The organism is Neobacillus sp. C211, from assembly GCF_051842875.1.
Lineage (GTDB): Bacteria > Bacillota > Bacilli > Bacillales > Cytobacillaceae > Neobacillus.
In genome coordinates, this window is the sequence record NZ_JBPXRO010000002.1 from 246,157 (window position 1) to 262,161 (window position 16,005).

Sequence of the window (16,005 nt, forward strand, 5' to 3'; positions counted from 1 at the left end):
GATGGAAACCATACATATTTATCATACAAACGATGTCCACAGTCACTTTGAAAATTGGCCCCGAATTAAGCAGTTCCTAGCAAAAGAACATGAGAGGCATCATCAAAACGAAGAGGATGTCTTTCTATTTGATATAGGAGACTTTATTGATCGCTGGCATCCTTTCACAGAAGCTACTAGAGGAAAAGGGAATATTGAACTCTTAAATGAGAGCCAGTATACAGCGGTTACGATTGGAAACAATGAAGGGGTTAACCTTCCCTATGAAGACTTAAATGAACTATATGGAAAGGCTCAGTTTGACGTTCTGTTAGCTAATCTTTATCAGCAAGATGGATGCTATCCTAGCTGGGTAAAGGCATATAAGATTTATCATTCGAAAAAGGGCACAAGGGTGGGTGTCATCGGTTTAACGGCACCGTTTGCCCATCTTTATGGTTTACTGGGCTGGAAGGTGACAGAGCCGATTGAAGAGCTGAAAAAATGGATTGAAAAAGTAAAAGCAGAATCTGACATCATCATTTTACTCTCCCATCTGGGTCTTCAGGAAGACGAAAGAATTGCTGTAGATTTTCCTGAAATTGATGTCATATTAGAATCACATACCCATCACTTCCTTGAAAAAGGAAAGCTAGTGGGGGAAACGCTCCTTGGGGCTGCAGGGAAGTATGGATATTTTGTTGGCCACGTTACCCTTAAAGTAGATGAACAAAAAGAGATTACCGCTAAGAAGGCCATTTTATATGACAGTAAAGATCTGCCGAAAGCTAAAAATGAGCAGGAGCAAATCGATGCTTATTTTACAAAAGGAAAAGCCGATTTAAATCAAAAAGTAACCACCTTAGCTAAGCCTGTAATTAATGATCTTTTTCATGAAACGGAGTTTTCATTTATGCTTTGCAGGGCTTTAAGAGAATGGTGTAACACTGATTGTGCCATGATTAACGCAGGGCTATTGTTAGGGCCTTTATCGGGTGATGTTACGGTTTACGATTTGCTGAAGATTTGTCCACATCCAATAAATCCGTGTGTGGTTGAACTAACTGGAAAAGAATTAGAAGAGATTTATTGGCAGACAAAGGATGAGGGCTTAATCCATAAGCATATCAAAGGACTTGGATTCAGAGGAACTCTGTTAGGGATATTTGTCTTTGACCGAATTAGTTTTCATGGAGACGTCATGTTTATTCATGGGACGGAAGTCGATTATGAAAGAAATTATACGTTAGCCCTGCCTGATATGTTTACGTTTGGCCACTTTTTCAAAGACATTCTTCCGCAAAAAGAAAAGAAGTATTTCTTGCCAGAATTCCTAAGGGATTTATTAAAATGGAAATTACAAATACAGTCATAGAATGGGTACACGCTTTTCATAACCTGTCATAAAGTGATAGAGAGGAAAGGAGTGTGGACCATTTGATTGAGCTTTCACCAATTGAAATAAACGGCCATACCTTTTTGGCAGTTACCGTTTTACTTCCAAAAACAACCTTGCTTGCCGTATCGAACGATAAGGGATATATCATGTGCGGTGCCTTGGATGTGGGTTTATTAAATGATAAATTAAAGGACCGTAAGATTATTGCCGGACGTGCTGTTGGAGTAAGAACCATTGAACAGCTCCTAAATGCGCCGTTAGAGTCGGTAACATGGGAGGCAGAGGCGTTAGGGATTCACCAAGGAATGATGGGTAAGGACGCCTTGTTAAAAATGATTTAAAAAGCTTGCTCCATGCGGGCTTTTTTTTATGGATTAGTTCCCCATTATAAAGCATACATATAGCTTGAAGGGGTGATTTTTTTGGCGAAGTTTCACAGGCGGCTTCCGAGGAAGGGACCGTTGCCTTTCCGTTATGTCATGCTATTGACGTTTGTCTTTTTTCTATTTTCAACTGCCACCGGCTTATGGCTCGTGAATAAGGGGATTGAGCCGACATTAATGAGAATTGCTACTTCCGAAACCCGTAATATTGCTTCCCTTGTTATTAATAAGGCGATTACAAAACGGACAACAGACACAGGTGAAGACAATAACGTCATTGTGATCTTACCAAGTGAAAATGGCAAGGCCTCCAACGTTAAACTCAATACAGTTTATATAAACCGGGTCTTAGCGGAAACAACCGCTCAAATTCAAAAAAACCTAAAAGCAGCTAAAAAAGGTGATCTTGCCTCGTTAGAGCAGTTAACTGATGTAGAAATTGAAACGCAAAATTCGGAAAAGGAAGACGGAATTATTTGGTATGTCCCTTTAGGGCAAGCAACAAATATTTCCTTATTAGGAAATTTTGGTCCGAAGATCCCGGTAAAATTCCATGCCATTGGTGAAGTCGAACCGGATGTTAAAATCGAGACGAAAGATATGGGCATCAATAATACTTGGGTCGATGTTTCTATTCATATTGAAGTGTCTGTCCAGATTATTACCCCGTTTGCTACTAAAATAACAAAGCTTACCCAAAGTATTCCTGTTGACGGATCACTCATACAAGGAGATGTCCCGCAATTCTACAATAGTGGCGGCGGAGTAACTCCATCAATACAGCTTCCAGATAAACAGTCGGACTCGAAAAAATCGGGGAACTAAAAATAGGACTATCCACCATGGACAGTCCTATTTTTTCCTGGCATTCATCCGCTCCATTCGTTTCCATTTAGCTAAATGAGGGTAGGGATCAAAAGACCATTCGGTCACACCGTTGTCTTTGTACATCCCATAATGTAAATGAGGAGGGAATTTTCCTGAGGTTCCTGGAGGGCCGTACCCTGAGCTCCCTACACCGCCAATAATCATACCAGGCTCAACAATATGGCCGACCTTTAAGTCCTTAGCAAAACCGCTGAGATGGGCAAAGTAATGATAGGTATTATTGATATCACGAATGCCGATACGCCATCCTCCAAACTTGTTCCAGCCTTTCATTTCAATAATGCCATAGTTTGTTGCTCGAACCGGAACACCGTAGTCAGCAAAAATATCGGTACCTTCATGAATCCTGCGCCCACCCCAGCCGCGGGCAGACCCCCAGGTACTTCGGTAACTGTGATTGCTTCGGATCGGTACTGGGAATACTTGTGTATCTAAATCAATCCGGCCAAAATGTCGATATATTTTTGCTTTTCCAGCAATGATACTAACGGTCTTATCGCGATGATAGTAATTCCATAAGCCGATTTTTATATTATCATGATCAATTCCGTATGAAAGTAGATAATTGGCAAACGTATAAAGGACGTCCTCATCATTTTTAAGACTCGCTTTTCTGTCCCCATCCCCATCCACACCCTTTCCATCAAAAAACTGGATGATTGCTGGGTTTTCTTCCAAAGGATTTGGATTGGTTAAACCAGCCCATTCTTCTGGACGAAAATAGATGCCGATTACGCTATCTGGTTTAGGTAAGTCTCTGCGGACCTGGCGGATGCTTCTTTCATATTGATCAATAGCCGCTAAGTAATACCAAGGAATTTGGGTAACCGTTTCAACCTTCTTATAAAGCTTCATTCTTTCTTGATATGGATCAGTTTCGTTTGTTTTTGCTTGAGCCTCCCTGACCGTGAATGAAGTGGTAAAGAATAAAAGAAAGGTTCCGATGATTAGAACAGTCCGCACAAGAATCCTCCTTCCGAGTAATGTACAAGGTTAGTTTATGTTTTCTAAACCATTTCATTATGGTTAATAAATGGTAAACGAGATTTTAGCTGAATCAAGATGGTTTGCATTAGATAATATAAACCGATTTGCTTGTCGATATTATTTCAGTATGTTAAAGTGACAACATATAGAAACATATATATCGTTTCAAGGGGTGTGCTGAACGTGAGTAAGAAAGAAGAAATTCTTAGAAAACCGGATTGGTTAAAAATAAAACTAAATACTAACGAGTCCTATACGGGCTTGAAAAAAATGATGCGTGAAAAGAATCTGCACACGGTTTGTGAAGAAGCACGCTGCCCTAATATTCATGAATGCTGGGCAGAAAGACGTACGGCTACCTTCATGATTCTTGGGGATACTTGTACTCGTGCCTGCCGCTTTTGTGCGGTTAAAACGGGTTTACCTACAGAGCTTGATTGGCAAGAACCAGAACGAGTGGCAGACTCTGTTCAATTGATGAACTTAAAACATGTGGTTGTAACAGCGGTAGCCCGTGATGATCTCAGGGATGGCGGGGCTGCCATTTTTGCGGAAACAGTTCGAGCGATTCGCCGGAAAAATCCATTTACAAGTATTGAAGTTCTGCCTTCCGATATGGGAGGAAAAGAAGAAAATTTACGTGTATTAATGGATGCTAAACCTGATATCTTAAACCATAACATTGAGACGGTTAGACGGCTGACACCTAGAGTTAGAGCCCGGGCAAAATATGACCGTTCCCTTGAGTTTCTTCGTCGGGCAAAGGAAATGCAGCCTAATATTCCAACAAAATCCAGCTTAATGGTTGGCTTAGGGGAAACGAAGGAAGAAATAATCGAGGTTATGGATGATTTAAGAGCAAATCATATCGATATTATGACGATTGGCCAATATTTACAGCCGACAAAAGGTCATTTGAAGGTGGAGAAATATTATAGCCCTGATGAATTTAAAGAATTACAACAAATTGCAATTAGTAAAGGCTTTAGCCATTGTGAAGCAGGCCCGCTTGTCCGCTCATCCTATCATGCAGATGAGCAAGTTAATGCTGCAGCAAAACACAAGCAAATCCTTGGTGAACAAGAAGCACAACAAGCTTAAAACCAAAGAGTTCAGTCAAAGTGACTGAACTCTTTAATTTATTTGGGAATGACTGTCTAACTCGTCTTATGTCTGTCGCCCCTGTGCAAGGCGCTTCCGCTTTTCTATTTATCGTCAGGCGTTAGTCCATTTTCGTCCTCACTTGCATTCATTCGCTGTCCTTGTGGGGATTTTTTCATTTGCTTAATTAGCCCATTAACCAAATTCCGGGCGTTCCTGCTTGTGGAGTCAAGGTTCGCGAGATTTTCAACATCCCTCATTAACACTTTATTGTCAGTAACGAAGACATGGTAATATCTTGGAACGACAGACATCGCCGTTTTCTTGACTTGGTCTGCCGTCAAATTGCGATCTTTTGAATCTGTATCATACGCAATTAATACTTCTTGGTCTGTCACTAGTGTAGCGACATCATTTACATTGGGAATTTCTGTACTGTATTTACTGATAATATTCGCCACCTGTTCACGATTTAAGGCTGTAAAGTGGTCATTAGCCGTATTATCATTCATCAACGGACTCTTTTGATGGCGGACAAATCCATAATTGTTGCTCACGTTACGAACACCACGGCTTGCCCCTTCATTGTAAAGGTCATGCCTTTTATTATTTACATTTATGGTATTACCACTTTCTTCATACACATCACGGTTTCCCATATCCTTAGTACACCCTGTTAAAGCTGTCATTGTACATAATCCCAAGATTATGACTAATTTTTTCAATTTCAACACCTCCTTTTATTAGAATAGCCATTTAGAGGATTTTTTTTCTTAGTAATTGATGGGGAATCGGTTATAATGGTTAATAGGAATTAGCTGGCAAAAGAGGTGAAATATCATGATTATAATGAACAACACTGTTTATGAAATGGTCCAAGAACATAGAAACGGCTTTAATGAGGAAGCCCTTAAAGCAAGGTTTAGTGATATTTTAACAAGGTATGATTATGTTGTTGGCGATTGGGGTTATGGTCAACTTCGGTTAAAGGGCTTTTTCGACGACCAAAACCAAAAAGCCACGTTTGATACAAAAATAAGTACACTAAGTGAATACCTCTATGAATACTGCAATTTTGGCTGTGCATATTTTGTCTTGAAAAAAGTAAAGAAATAAAAGAAGGGTCAGCTAAACTGGCCCTTCTTTTACGTTGTCTCCATATAGGGTGGCTGTTCATCTTTTTCAGGGTCATTATGTGTTGGATGTGCCCCGTCCATCTGCCGTGGAAGATCTTGATGCAGTGTTTTATTTTCGTAATTAAAGGCGCTGTATGGCCTTTGTCCATCTGTCCAAGGTGTGCTTTTGTTTTGAACCGGTTCGTTTTCACGGATTGGAGAACCATAAGGACCTTCCGGATATTCTTCCGCCGTAAGAAAGTTCCTTTGTTTTTCAACGTTGGATAATTCCGTATATTTTTCTTCTTCGTTTTTTGTCATGATTAATCCCCCTTTTACTACTATTATTTTCAAAGGGAGTGTAATTCATGACATCACATTAAATTAATTCCATTAAAAAGGACCTTAATTCCTCTGCATCTTCATCATTCAACTTGAAAGCGTACTCTAAATAGCCTTCCTCTTGCAAATCGTCTAAACCAATGATGGCAAATCGGCTTCCTTGCATATCAAGAACCAAATGTTTTCCGAAATGGCGGTCACTTTGAACAATCGCTAAATCAAAGCGTTGATTTTCACCAACAAAGCTGACAAATCTTGTTTTTGTATCTTCTGTATCATCGTATAAGAAAAAGCGTTCTTTCATCTAACCGTCTCCTTAATAAAAAATACGTATTTTCGACATCTTCTATATAGTAACAAATAAAGTGAATGTAGGGGAGTAAAGATTTTTCCTAAAATTTCACAAGCTTTTAGGAATCGAAAAACACGAACGATGTCAAATTATGTTACAATTAATCTGAATTCTCCTGCAGCGCTTGTAAAAATGTAGCATTTAGAAAAATGGAGGTAGTGATACGATGTATTTTGTTGACAGAGAAAAAATTGAAGAAATCTTAAAATATTTAGAAAAGCAAATACAATTATTCTTAGGTCAAAAGGAGTGGTCCACACCGCTTGAAAAGGCAGCACTAGAGCGTTTAAACCAGATGATGATTGAGTCGGTTTTGGATGTCGGAAATTCGATGATTGATGGGTTTATTATGCGGGACCCAGGCAGTTACGATGACATCATTGATATTTTAATGGATGAAAAGGTGATTTCAGCTGAAACGGGGAAAGCTTTAAAAATCCTGATTCAGTATCGAAAAAGACTTGTCCAATCTTATACGGATGTTGATCACCGGGAACTGCAAGAGGTCTTTTCAAAACACTTACATGAACTGGTTAATTTTGCAGCCAATGTCCGTGATTATCTTGCCAATGAATTAGGTCCGGTTTCGGCGTTTAAGAACTAATGATCAGACCGTTTTGGGCGGTCTTTTTGTTTTATATGGTCATAATAGATTTTAGGAGTGATAAATCATGAAGAAATATCAAGGCTATTTAATTGATTTAGATGGAACAATGTATAAAGGGACAGAGCGAATTGAAGCAGCTTCCGATTTTGTAAAAAAACTTCGCGATCAACAAATACCGTATTTATTTGTGACGAACAACTCATCAAGAACACCGGCACAGGTGGCTGAGAAGTTGACCCAGTTTGATATTCCCGCGGAAGAGAAGCAGGTCTTTACAACCAGCCAAGCGACAGCTAATTATATCTATGAACGAAAAAATGATGCCACCGTTTATGTGATTGGGGAAGAAGGCATTCAGACAGCCATAGAAGAGAAGGGATTAAACTTTGGCGGAGAAGATGCCGATTTTGTGGTAGTGGGAATTGATCGGGAGATTAGTTATGAAAAATTGGCGGTGGCTTGTTTGGCCGTTCGAAATGGAGCAACATTCATTTCGACAAATGGCGATATTGCCATACCTACAGAAAGAGGCTTGCTTCCAGGGAATGGTTCACTTACATCAGTTATTACGGTTTCCACACAAACACAGCCAATTTTTATCGGCAAACCTGAAGCAATCATAATGGACCAGGCCTTAAAGGTACTAGGAACACTAAAAGAAAAGACGTTGATGGTTGGAGATTACTATGATACGGATATCTTAGCAGGTATGAATGCAGGCATGGATACCTTATTAGTTCATACGGGTGTAACGACAAAAGAACTACTTTCCGGCTATAGCCGAAAGCCAACCTATACCGTTGATTCCTTAGATCAATGGGAGATGTAAAAAAGGATGGGGCAACCCCATCCTTTTTCTAACCTATTTTTTCTCTTTTTCCTCGCGAGCCGCCCGGTGTGCGAGTCTGCTCGATGCGGCCGCTGCAATCGCACCAACAATATCATCTAAAAAGGTATGGCACTCTCCCGTTGATTTATCATTTAAATGCGCTAAAATCCCTGGCTTTAACTTATCGATGTAACCGTAATTTGTAAAACCAATCGAACCGTATACATTTACAATGGAAAAGGCTAGAATTTCATCCACACCATAGAGGCTTTCATCTGTTCCAATGATGGATTGAAGAGGCTCTTCAAGCATTCCTTTTTCAGCAAGTATATCCAGCTGTATTCCTGTTAAAATTGCGTTCTGTACCTCACGTTTTGAAAGAACGCGTTCCACATTCGCTAAACAATCTTCCATTTTTAAATTTTCGTGATACTTTTCCTGTAAAAAGAAAACTAAATCAGCGATGTCCTGTACTTCAACGCCTCTTTCTTTCAGCCATCTGCGTGCAGTTACTTCGGTTAGATTTACGTTTTTGTCGTCTGCCATTCCTCTGATCACCTTTTCTATGGATTTTCACTAAATATATACTTTATTATTCTAACTTATGCAAATTCACCTTAAAAAAGAGCATGGATAAAGCCTTATATTCTCCATCATTTTTCTTCGTTATTCAGAAACAAGTTTTTTAAGCTAAATACATATACATGAGGTAAGAAAAGAGAAAGAAATGAGGTGGGACCTTAATGCTTCAGAAAATGCTGGAAAATCAATATGGCATTACGGTGGATGAATATGTAAAATTAGATACTTACGATGCGTTAAGAGGAAATGGCTGGCTCTACTTAATCTCCAAACCAACTGGTAAGGAAGAAGAGGATCTTGCCGAGCTTGAAAAAATATCGCAGCATTTAAGAAATTATGGCGATCAAAATGTCCCGGTCTTTTTGCAATCGAAAGAAGGTCAACTAATTACGACATGGGAAGAAAATAAATATTGTGTCTTGGCCAATCGACAAACGGAAGCTCAGCGAAAAATAAAATTGGGGAGGAAATTGGCTAGATTTCATGAACGTGGGAGAAGGGTTCCCTTTCAAATAGAGAGGTCCAGCAGGATTGGCCAATGGAAGTCATTATGGGAAAAGCGGCTTGAGCAAATGGAAAAGGTTTGGAATGGGTTGCTTTTTCAAACACCTGAAGATGAGTTTCAACGAATGTTTATTGATTCTTTCCCCTATTATTTAGGGTTAACGGAGAATGCTATTCAATATTTAGTGGATACCGAAATCGATGATGAGCCATTGGAAACAGATAGCGGCACTGTTTGTCATGAACGTTTTACCCAAAAAACATGGGGGCCACTCAATAATTATATGATTAAAAACCCATTCGATTGGGTTTTTGACCATCGCAGTCGTGACCTAGCTGAATGGACAAGAGAAAGATACCTTCACAATTTTCAAACCTATGATGTGGAATTAAAACGATTTTTTGAAGAGTACCAAAGTATTTCACCATTGTCGCCTTTTACATGGAGATTACTATATTCGCGCTTAATTTTCCCGCTTCATTACTTTGAATGCATCGAGAGTTATTATATAACGACATCGGAACAGGATAAAAAGGTATTGGAGGAGAAGTTAACTAGAATTTTACGGCAGTCTGGCGAATATGAACGGTTTTTGGCTGGTTTTTATCAACTAACGGATGCCCCCATTAAGACTTTAAAACTCCCGCTATTGGAATGGCTTTATTAATAATTAATTACAGGTATCACGAAAAAAGCGATTGCCTCGGTAGGCAATCGCTTTTTTTGAGTATTATTTAAAATACTTGCTCTACTTCAACAATACCAGGAACTTCTTCTAAAAGAGCTCTTTCAATACCAGCCTTAAGTGTGATTGTTGAACTTGGGCAGCTTCCACATGCACCTAACAGGCGAAGTTTTACAATGCCTTCTTCCACATCTACTAATTCACAATCTCCGCCATCGCGAAGAAGAAATGGACGTAATTTATCTAATACTTCTTGAACTTGCTCAAAAATTTCTTGTTCTGCCAAATGAATCGACTCCCTTCCTATAGTTTATATTATAATGTCATCGGCGCTAAAAATCCATTATCAGAAATTAGGAAAACACACATTTAAAGACATTTTCTTTGTTTGTATAGTATAAATAAGATAGTCAATCTTAAAGGAAAAGGCAGGAATCATATGATGAATACTCAAGAAGTAGAAATTGTTGTTTATGGAGCGGAACAATTATGCCCAAGTTGTGTAAATTTACCTTCTTCAAAAGAAACGTTTGGATGGCTGGAGGCAGCTATAGCTAGGAAATTTCCGGATCAACCTTTTAAAATGACGTATGTTGATATTTACCAGCCCACAGGGGAGAATGAACAACTCGATTTTGCCAAAAAGGTGGTCGAAGAGGATATGTTTTACCCGGTAGTTGTCATTAAAGAAAAAGTCGTTGGCGAAGGGAACCCTCGCCTAAAAACTATTTTTTTGGAACTAGAAAAATATGGGTATAAAGCAATTTAATGAGAAGAAGCATTCCATAACATCGGAATGCTTCTTATTTATTCAGCCATTATGATATTTGTACATCCAGAGTATACCGGTTTTAAGCATACGGGCGACGCGTCCTGTAATGGCGCGGTCTGCCATCATCCCAAAACCATGCTTTTTCCCCAGGGAACCAAGGATCCCCTTTAATTTAATTTGTGGGAAGGAAGCAGGAGGTTCTTCACCTTTCCAGCGTCTCTTTAAGACTTCAACAATTTGTTCAGCCTGTCCCTCTGCTAATTGAGCACTTGGTGCATGGGGGAGACTTGCACAATCACCGAGTATAAAAACATGTTCATCATTTGGTAAATGATGAATTGGGGTAAGGACTAGTCTGCCCATTCCGTCTTTTTCCCCGTCCATATCGCGGACAATTTTATTGGCTTGAATCCCTGCCGTCCAGACAATCACATCGCAATGAATAGGCTGATCGTGATTGTATAATACATTTTCTTCCACCTTGGTAATATTGGAACCGTTGATAATTTCAACATTGTTTTTCACAAACCAATTTTCAACATATTTGCTTAAACGTTCTGGGAAAGAGGAAAGAATATGTTTTCCTCGATCAAATAATTTGATGTTTAGATCTTCACGGCTTTCACTTAATTCACTTGCTAACTCTACACCGCTAAGACCGGCTCCCACAATACCCACAACTGAGCCAGGTCCCAAATTGTTTAAGACGGAGTAAGTAAGGCGGGACTTTTCGATACTCTGTATACTGTAAGTGAACTGATCTGCGCCGGGAACATCATGGTACTTGTCCTCACAGCCAAGGCCGATAATTAAATCATCGTAGGCGATGGGTTCTGCATCTTTCATTACGACTCTTTTCCCCGCGGTATCAACGGTGATTACTTCACCATATTTTACTACTAATTGAGGGTGTTCCGGAAAAGCAACACGGACTTCTTTGTCTGAAATGGTTCCTGCGGCTAAAGCGTAGTATTCCGTTTTTAAGCAGTGGTAGGGTACACGGTCCACAAGAGTAATCGTTACGTCCTCTGGTAAATGGTTGGGGAGAAGTTCGTTTAAAACTTTCATCCCACCATATCCTCCACCTAAAATTACAAGGTTTTTCATTATTATTTCCCCTTTGAATATCCGGTTTTCATATTAAAAAATTGGCTGTGTGCAATAAAAAAAGTAGTATAATTCTTTCGTTTCTTTACCAAATACGAGTATATCTAAAATGTGTAGAAATAACAACATTATTCATGATTTTCTTGACATCAGCAGGGTAAACATGGTAATTGACTAAGCAAATTAAATAGAGTAGGATAAGTAGTTGTGGAGAGGTGAAGGCAATGATTCAACCCATCATTGAATTTTGTATTAGCAATCTTGCTAATGGTGCACAAAAAGCACTTGAAAAATTAGAAAAAGATCCTAACTTGGATATTATTGAATATGGATGTCTTGGATATTGCGGGAAATGTGCAACTACCCTATATGCTCTTGTAAATGGTGAAGTGGTAACGGGAAAAACAGCCGATGAGTTGGTAGATAACATTTATCAATATCTAGAAGAAAATCCAATGTTTTAAGAAAAGCGGAAGCGCTAAGTTCATCAGTATGAATAAAATAAGGGAGCAACGCCGCTCCCTTATTTTTTATTATTCCATATATTAGTTAAAAGGATTCAATTAGTTGAGTAGTTAACAATCTGTGTATATAATTTAATAAAAGCCTCATTTAAGGAGGGGAATACAATGAGTAATGAAGTAGTTATTTTAACAGAAGCAGCTTCGCTCCATATTAAAGAAATGATGAAGCATAACGAAGAAGAAGGTGCGCTGTTACGAGTCAGTGTAAAAGGCGGTGGCTGCAGCGGTTTATCTTATGGGATGGGCTTTGAGCATACGGTAAACGAAGAGGATCTCACGTTTGAACAATTCGGGATTAAAGTGCTGGTCGATAAAGAGAGTGCTGCTATTTTACAAGGGACGAAGATTGATTTTAAAGAATCCATGATGGGCGGCGGCTTTACGATTGATAATCCGAATGCCATTGCATCATGCGGCTGTGGCTCTTCGTTTAGAACGGCTACAACAACAGGTACACCAGAAGAATGCTAAAATATTGAACACGAAAAAGCGTCCGCTGAGGGACGCTTTTTTCCCTTATTTATTAAACATTGATGAACTGTGTAAAGGCTGGATTTTTGCTTTAGGATCTATGAAGGCTTTTGCATTATTAACGGCGGTTGGTGCTTCACCAAAGCCACAAGCAATTAATTTCACTTTTCCGTCATAGGTGCAAATATCGCCCGCAGCATAAATGCCAGGTATGTTGGTTTCCATTTTCGAATTTACGACAATGGAATTCTTTTCGATGTCTAGACCCCATTCTTTAATGGGTCCAAGGGATGAGACAAAACCATAGTTACAAATAACAGCATCCACATCGAGTGTTACTTTCTCTTCACCATTAACCGTTTCAAGAACTACCTGCTTAATTCCACTTTCATCGCCAATAAGTTCGGCAGGAACATATGGTGTCTTCACATCTACTTTTGAGTTATACAAGTTTTCGACACTATGTTCGTGAGCACGGAATTTATCTCTGCGGTGAACAATAGATACTTTCTCAGCAATTGGCTCAAGCATTAGTGCCCAGTCAACGGCAGAATCTCCGCCACCAAAAACAACAACTTTTTGGCCTGCAAACTGATTTAGATCCTCAATAAAGTAGTAGAGATTTTTCCGTTCATATTGAGCAGCGCTTTCTAGCTCTAACCGACGCGGTTGGAAAGCACCATTTCCGGCGGTAATAATAATCGTTTTTGAATAATGAACTTCCTTATTTGTTGTTAATTTGAACGTGCCATCTTCTTGTTTTTCTAACTTTTCAACAGATTGCTCAAGAGCAACTGTAGGTTCGAATTTGCGCATCTGTTCTTTTAAGTTATTTATTAATTCTTGTGCACGGATTTTTGGAAAACCTGCCACATCATAAATATATTTTTCTGGATAAAGCGCTGATAATTGACCGCCTAGCTGTGGCAAGCTCTCGATGATCTTCACAGATGCTTGTCTCATTCCTCCGTAAAAGGCGGTAAATAAACCGGTAGGGCCGCCACCGATGATTGTAATGTCATAAACTTTTTGATTCTCTTGCACTCCGTATCCCCCCCAACTTGTAGTTAGAAACTCTACACACTATAATATCATAAAATAGAAAATTCTCACATTATTATAAAGGTAATATTCGCAATAGAAACAATATTTAAAACAAGGTCTAACAGGAGATGCAATTCCTTATCTTTTAAAGTTAATTAATTTATAAAAATTGCTTGATAATCCTGTGAAAGTAGCATAAGATGTATTGAGGATAGATTGTTAAATTTTTGTGTCACAAAAAGCACATTTTTATGACAATCATGGAAAAATATTTACTTTCTTAGCGTAATAAATCTCTGCGAAAATCGATATCCTGACCAAGCAGTTCGTTTTTTTTGGACTCATACGTGAATTATATCACATACATTTTTCTATTATTCAAAATAAAAATGGATAAAGCAGTGGAAGCTAAGAAAAAGAGAGTTTATTCAAAAAAAATAAAAGGTGGAAGTGATCACTTTGAGAAAGCCTAAAATTGTTATTCTCGGTGCTGGTTATGGTGGACTAATGACAACAGTTCGCTTACAAAAATTAATCGGCGTTAATGAAGCGGATATTGTATTAGTGAATAAAAATGACTATCATTATGAAACCACATGGCTCCATGAAGCTTCTGCAGGAACGTTACATCATGATCGTGTCCGTTATGATATACGTGATGTGATTGATCGCAGTAAAGTGGATTTTGTTCAAGATACAGTAGTAGAAATAAACAAAGAAGAAAAAAAGGTTATTTTAGAAAAAGGTGAGGTCAACTATGACTACCTTGTTATTGCTCTTGGCGGTGAGCCAGAAACGTTTGGTATTAAAGGATTAAAAGAATTTGCATTTGGAATCTCTAATGTAAATTCTTCACGTCAATTGCGCGAACATATTGAATACCAATTTGCCACCTACAATATGGAAGAAGAGAAGAACGACAATCGCTTGTCTATTGTTGTTGGTGGTGCTGGATTTACAGGAATTGAGTTCTTAGGTGAATTAACAAACAGAATACCGGAATTGTGCCATGAGTATGATGTGGATTCCCATAAAGTAAAAATTATTTGTGTTGAAGCTGCACCAACCGTACTCCCTGGTTTTGACCCAGAATTAGTGAATTACGCCGTTTCACAATTGGAACGAAAAGGTGTCGAATTCTTAATTGGAACAGCGATTAAGGAATGCACGGAAGAAGGAATTTTTGTAGCAAAAGGTGATGAGGAACCGCGTGAGATTAAAGCTGGTACCGTCGTTTGGGCCGCTGGCATTCGCGGGAACTCGATTGTTGAAAAATCAGGTTTCGAAGCCATGCGAGGCAGGGTAAAGGTTCAGCCGGACCTTCGTGTTCCTGGCTTTGAGGATGTCTTCATGATTGGTGACAGCTCCCTTATGATTAATGAGGAGATTAATCGTCCTTATCCTCCGACCGCTCAAATTGCTATGCAGCAAGGCGAAGTTTGTGCCCGTAATATAGCGGCCCTAGTTCGCAATAAAGCTGAGTTAGAAACTTTTACGTTTGACAATAAAGGGACTGTATGTTCCCTTGGTGAAGATGATGCAATCGGAGTTGTTTTTGGTAAAAAAATAACTGGTGCCAAGGCATCCTTCATGAAAAAAGTAGTCGATAATCGCTCTTTATACATGATTGGCGGCGCAGGCCTTGTATTGAAAAAAGGTAAATTTAACGTATTTTAAAATATTTTAATGTGAAAGGGACAGAGAAATCTGTCCCTTTTTGATATGATTGAACAAATGAATTCTTTGTTAGGAGGAGTTTGGGTGAGCAATCGTGAAAAACGTGGGAAGGTTTGGTTGGCTGTTGCTGGCGTGGTAAAGTCTAACGATGGACAATGGCTTGTCGTGAAGAAAAGATATGGCGGTTTAAAAGGACAATGGTCATTGCCAGCAGGCTTTGTTGAGATGGGGGAAACTGCGGATGAAGCAGTCATTCGTGAAGTCAAGGAAGAAACCGGTATTCAATGTCAGGTCAAGGGGTTTATGGGATTGAGAACCGGTGTTATTAAAGGCGAAATTAGTGATAATTTACTTCATTTCCTGCTTGAACCGATAGAAGAGGGTGAGGTGATCCACCAGGAAAACGAACTCTTTGAAGCGAGATTTATGTCTCGAGAAGAACTGCTGCTCGAGAAAGACGCATCGATTATTCTCCACTACCTGATAAAAAATGATGTTTCCTTTTCGAAGCCAGGTATTAGTGACCTGAACCCTGGCGATCAATTCGGGTATACAGCCTATAAAATATTTTTATAATTTTTAGAAAATTTAAGGAACACTTAGTAAATGAAAGAATACTTAATGTGTATCCGTTTTCTTTGGGTAATTCGCTCGAA

General features: G+C 39.1%; 21 protein-coding genes. 13 read left to right on the plus strand and 8 right to left on the minus strand.

From position 1 onward, the window contains the following. Nucleotide 1 precedes the first annotated feature (1 nt). From ACSU6B_RS03010 to yunB, 3 genes are all read left to right on the plus strand, one after another. Entirely contained in the window at nucleotides 2-1,354 is a 1,353-nt protein-coding gene (locus ACSU6B_RS03010; RefSeq protein ID WP_410882635.1) for a bifunctional metallophosphatase/5'-nucleotidase, read from the plus strand. 62 nt (nucleotides 1,355-1,416) lie between these two features. Then, nucleotides 1,417-1,719: a YunC family protein gene (locus ACSU6B_RS03015; RefSeq protein WP_410882797.1), complete on the plus strand. Its 303-nt coding sequence runs from the start codon at nucleotides 1,417-1,419 to the stop codon at nucleotides 1,717-1,719. An 81-nt stretch (nucleotides 1,720-1,800) separates the two neighbouring features. After that, the gene (yunB, locus tag ACSU6B_RS03020) at nucleotides 1,801-2,586 is read left to right on the plus strand and encodes a sporulation protein YunB (protein ID WP_410882637.1); all 786 of its coding nucleotides are present in this window, start codon (nucleotides 1,801-1,803) and stop codon (nucleotides 2,584-2,586) included. A gap of 27 nt (nucleotides 2,587-2,613) precedes the next feature. Here the strand turns inward: yunB and ACSU6B_RS03025 are convergent, their stop codons facing one another. Further along, a complete protein-coding gene (locus tag ACSU6B_RS03025; RefSeq protein WP_410882639.1) occupies nucleotides 2,614-3,612 on the minus strand; it encodes a M23 family metallopeptidase in 999 nt (332 codons plus the stop codon). 207 nt (nucleotides 3,613-3,819) lie between these two features. On the opposite strand from ACSU6B_RS03025, the gene lipA reads away from it, so the two are divergent. Beyond that, on the plus strand, nucleotides 3,820-4,737 hold the full coding sequence (gene lipA, locus ACSU6B_RS03030) for a lipoyl synthase (protein ID WP_410882641.1): 918 nt from the start codon (nucleotides 3,820-3,822) through the stop codon (nucleotides 4,735-4,737). A gap of 104 nt (nucleotides 4,738-4,841) precedes the next feature. On the opposite strand, the gene ACSU6B_RS03035 is transcribed toward lipA, so the two are convergent. Then, a complete protein-coding gene (locus ACSU6B_RS03035; protein ID WP_410882643.1) occupies nucleotides 4,842-5,462 on the minus strand; it encodes a YhcN/YlaJ family sporulation lipoprotein in 621 nt (206 codons plus the stop codon). A gap of 115 nt (nucleotides 5,463-5,577) precedes the next feature. Between ACSU6B_RS03035 and ACSU6B_RS03040 the strand changes: the two genes are divergently transcribed. Continuing rightward, nucleotides 5,578-5,853: a YutD family protein gene (locus ACSU6B_RS03040; RefSeq protein ID WP_066258581.1), complete on the plus strand. Its 276-nt coding sequence runs from the start codon at nucleotides 5,578-5,580 to the stop codon at nucleotides 5,851-5,853. A 29-nt stretch (nucleotides 5,854-5,882) separates the two neighbouring features. Here the strand turns inward: ACSU6B_RS03040 and ACSU6B_RS03045 are convergent, their stop codons facing one another. After that, nucleotides 5,883-6,173, minus strand: coding sequence for a cytosolic protein (locus ACSU6B_RS03045; RefSeq protein WP_410882645.1), 291 nt, complete (start codon nucleotides 6,171-6,173; stop codon nucleotides 5,883-5,885). A 58-nt stretch (nucleotides 6,174-6,231) separates the two neighbouring features. Next, nucleotides 6,232-6,498, minus strand: coding sequence for a DUF3055 domain-containing protein (locus tag ACSU6B_RS03050; RefSeq protein ID WP_410882647.1), 267 nt, complete (start codon nucleotides 6,496-6,498; stop codon nucleotides 6,232-6,234). Nucleotides 6,499-6,712: 214 nt separating this feature from the next. Here ACSU6B_RS03050 and ACSU6B_RS03055 point away from each other — a divergent pair, with 214 nt between their 5' ends. Both ACSU6B_RS03055 and ACSU6B_RS03060 read left to right on the plus strand, forming a co-directional pair. After that, the gene (locus tag ACSU6B_RS03055) at nucleotides 6,713-7,150 is read left to right on the plus strand and encodes a DUF86 domain-containing protein (RefSeq protein WP_410882649.1); all 438 of its coding nucleotides are present in this window, start codon (nucleotides 6,713-6,715) and stop codon (nucleotides 7,148-7,150) included. A 67-nt stretch (nucleotides 7,151-7,217) separates the two neighbouring features. Next, a complete protein-coding gene (locus ACSU6B_RS03060; protein WP_410882651.1) occupies nucleotides 7,218-7,982 on the plus strand; it encodes a TIGR01457 family HAD-type hydrolase in 765 nt (254 codons plus the stop codon). Between the two features lie 33 nt (nucleotides 7,983-8,015). Here ACSU6B_RS03060 and ACSU6B_RS03065 read toward each other — a convergent pair whose 3' ends face one another. After that, nucleotides 8,016-8,528 (minus strand): phosphatidylglycerophosphatase A family protein, encoded by a 513-nt coding sequence (locus ACSU6B_RS03065; protein WP_088089479.1) that lies wholly within the window; start codon nucleotides 8,526-8,528, stop codon nucleotides 8,016-8,018. A gap of 197 nt (nucleotides 8,529-8,725) precedes the next feature. On the opposite strand from ACSU6B_RS03065, the gene yutH reads away from it, so the two are divergent. Beyond that, entirely contained in the window at nucleotides 8,726-9,736 is a 1,011-nt protein-coding gene (gene yutH, locus ACSU6B_RS03070) for a spore coat putative kinase YutH (RefSeq protein ID WP_410882654.1), read from the plus strand. Between the two features lie 67 nt (nucleotides 9,737-9,803). On the opposite strand, the gene ACSU6B_RS03075 is transcribed toward yutH, so the two are convergent. Beyond that, nucleotides 9,804-10,061 carry a NifU family protein gene (locus tag ACSU6B_RS03075; RefSeq protein ID WP_246869831.1) on the minus strand — a complete coding sequence of 86 codons (258 nt, stop codon included), beginning with the start codon at nucleotides 10,059-10,061 and terminating at the stop codon, nucleotides 9,804-9,806. A 135-nt stretch (nucleotides 10,062-10,196) separates the two neighbouring features. Between ACSU6B_RS03075 and ACSU6B_RS03080 the strand changes: the two genes are divergently transcribed. Further along, the gene (locus tag ACSU6B_RS03080; protein WP_410882799.1) at nucleotides 10,197-10,523 is read left to right on the plus strand and encodes a YuzD family protein; all 327 of its coding nucleotides are present in this window, start codon (nucleotides 10,197-10,199) and stop codon (nucleotides 10,521-10,523) included. A gap of 42 nt (nucleotides 10,524-10,565) precedes the next feature. On the opposite strand, the gene ACSU6B_RS03085 is transcribed toward ACSU6B_RS03080, so the two are convergent. Beyond that, entirely contained in the window at nucleotides 10,566-11,633 is a 1,068-nt protein-coding gene (locus ACSU6B_RS03085; RefSeq protein WP_410882656.1) for an NAD(P)/FAD-dependent oxidoreductase, read from the minus strand. A gap of 224 nt (nucleotides 11,634-11,857) precedes the next feature. Here ACSU6B_RS03085 and ACSU6B_RS03090 point away from each other — a divergent pair, with 224 nt between their 5' ends. Both ACSU6B_RS03090 and ACSU6B_RS03095 read left to right on the plus strand, forming a co-directional pair. Next, nucleotides 11,858-12,097 (plus strand): YuzB family protein, encoded by a 240-nt coding sequence (locus ACSU6B_RS03090; RefSeq protein WP_088089474.1) that lies wholly within the window; start codon nucleotides 11,858-11,860, stop codon nucleotides 12,095-12,097. A gap of 165 nt (nucleotides 12,098-12,262) precedes the next feature. Further along, on the plus strand, nucleotides 12,263-12,628 hold the full coding sequence (locus ACSU6B_RS03095) for a HesB/IscA family protein (protein WP_410882658.1): 366 nt from the start codon (nucleotides 12,263-12,265) through the stop codon (nucleotides 12,626-12,628). Nucleotides 12,629-12,673: 45 nt separating this feature from the next. Here ACSU6B_RS03095 and ACSU6B_RS03100 read toward each other — a convergent pair whose 3' ends face one another. Then, nucleotides 12,674-13,672, minus strand: coding sequence for an NAD(P)/FAD-dependent oxidoreductase (locus ACSU6B_RS03100; RefSeq protein WP_215002687.1), 999 nt, complete (start codon nucleotides 13,670-13,672; stop codon nucleotides 12,674-12,676). 459 nt (nucleotides 13,673-14,131) lie between these two features. Between ACSU6B_RS03100 and ACSU6B_RS03105 the strand changes: the two genes are divergently transcribed. Then, nucleotides 14,132-15,349, plus strand: a complete 1,218-nt coding sequence (locus tag ACSU6B_RS03105) for an NAD(P)/FAD-dependent oxidoreductase (protein ID WP_215002685.1) — start codon at nucleotides 14,132-14,134, stop codon at nucleotides 15,347-15,349. A 57-nt stretch (nucleotides 15,350-15,406) separates the two neighbouring features. Continuing rightward, complete coding sequence (locus ACSU6B_RS03110) at nucleotides 15,407-15,925, plus strand: NUDIX domain-containing protein (protein ID WP_410882660.1); 519 nt, start codon at nucleotides 15,407-15,409, stop codon at nucleotides 15,923-15,925. The last annotated feature ends 80 nt before the right edge of the window (nucleotides 15,926-16,005 follow it).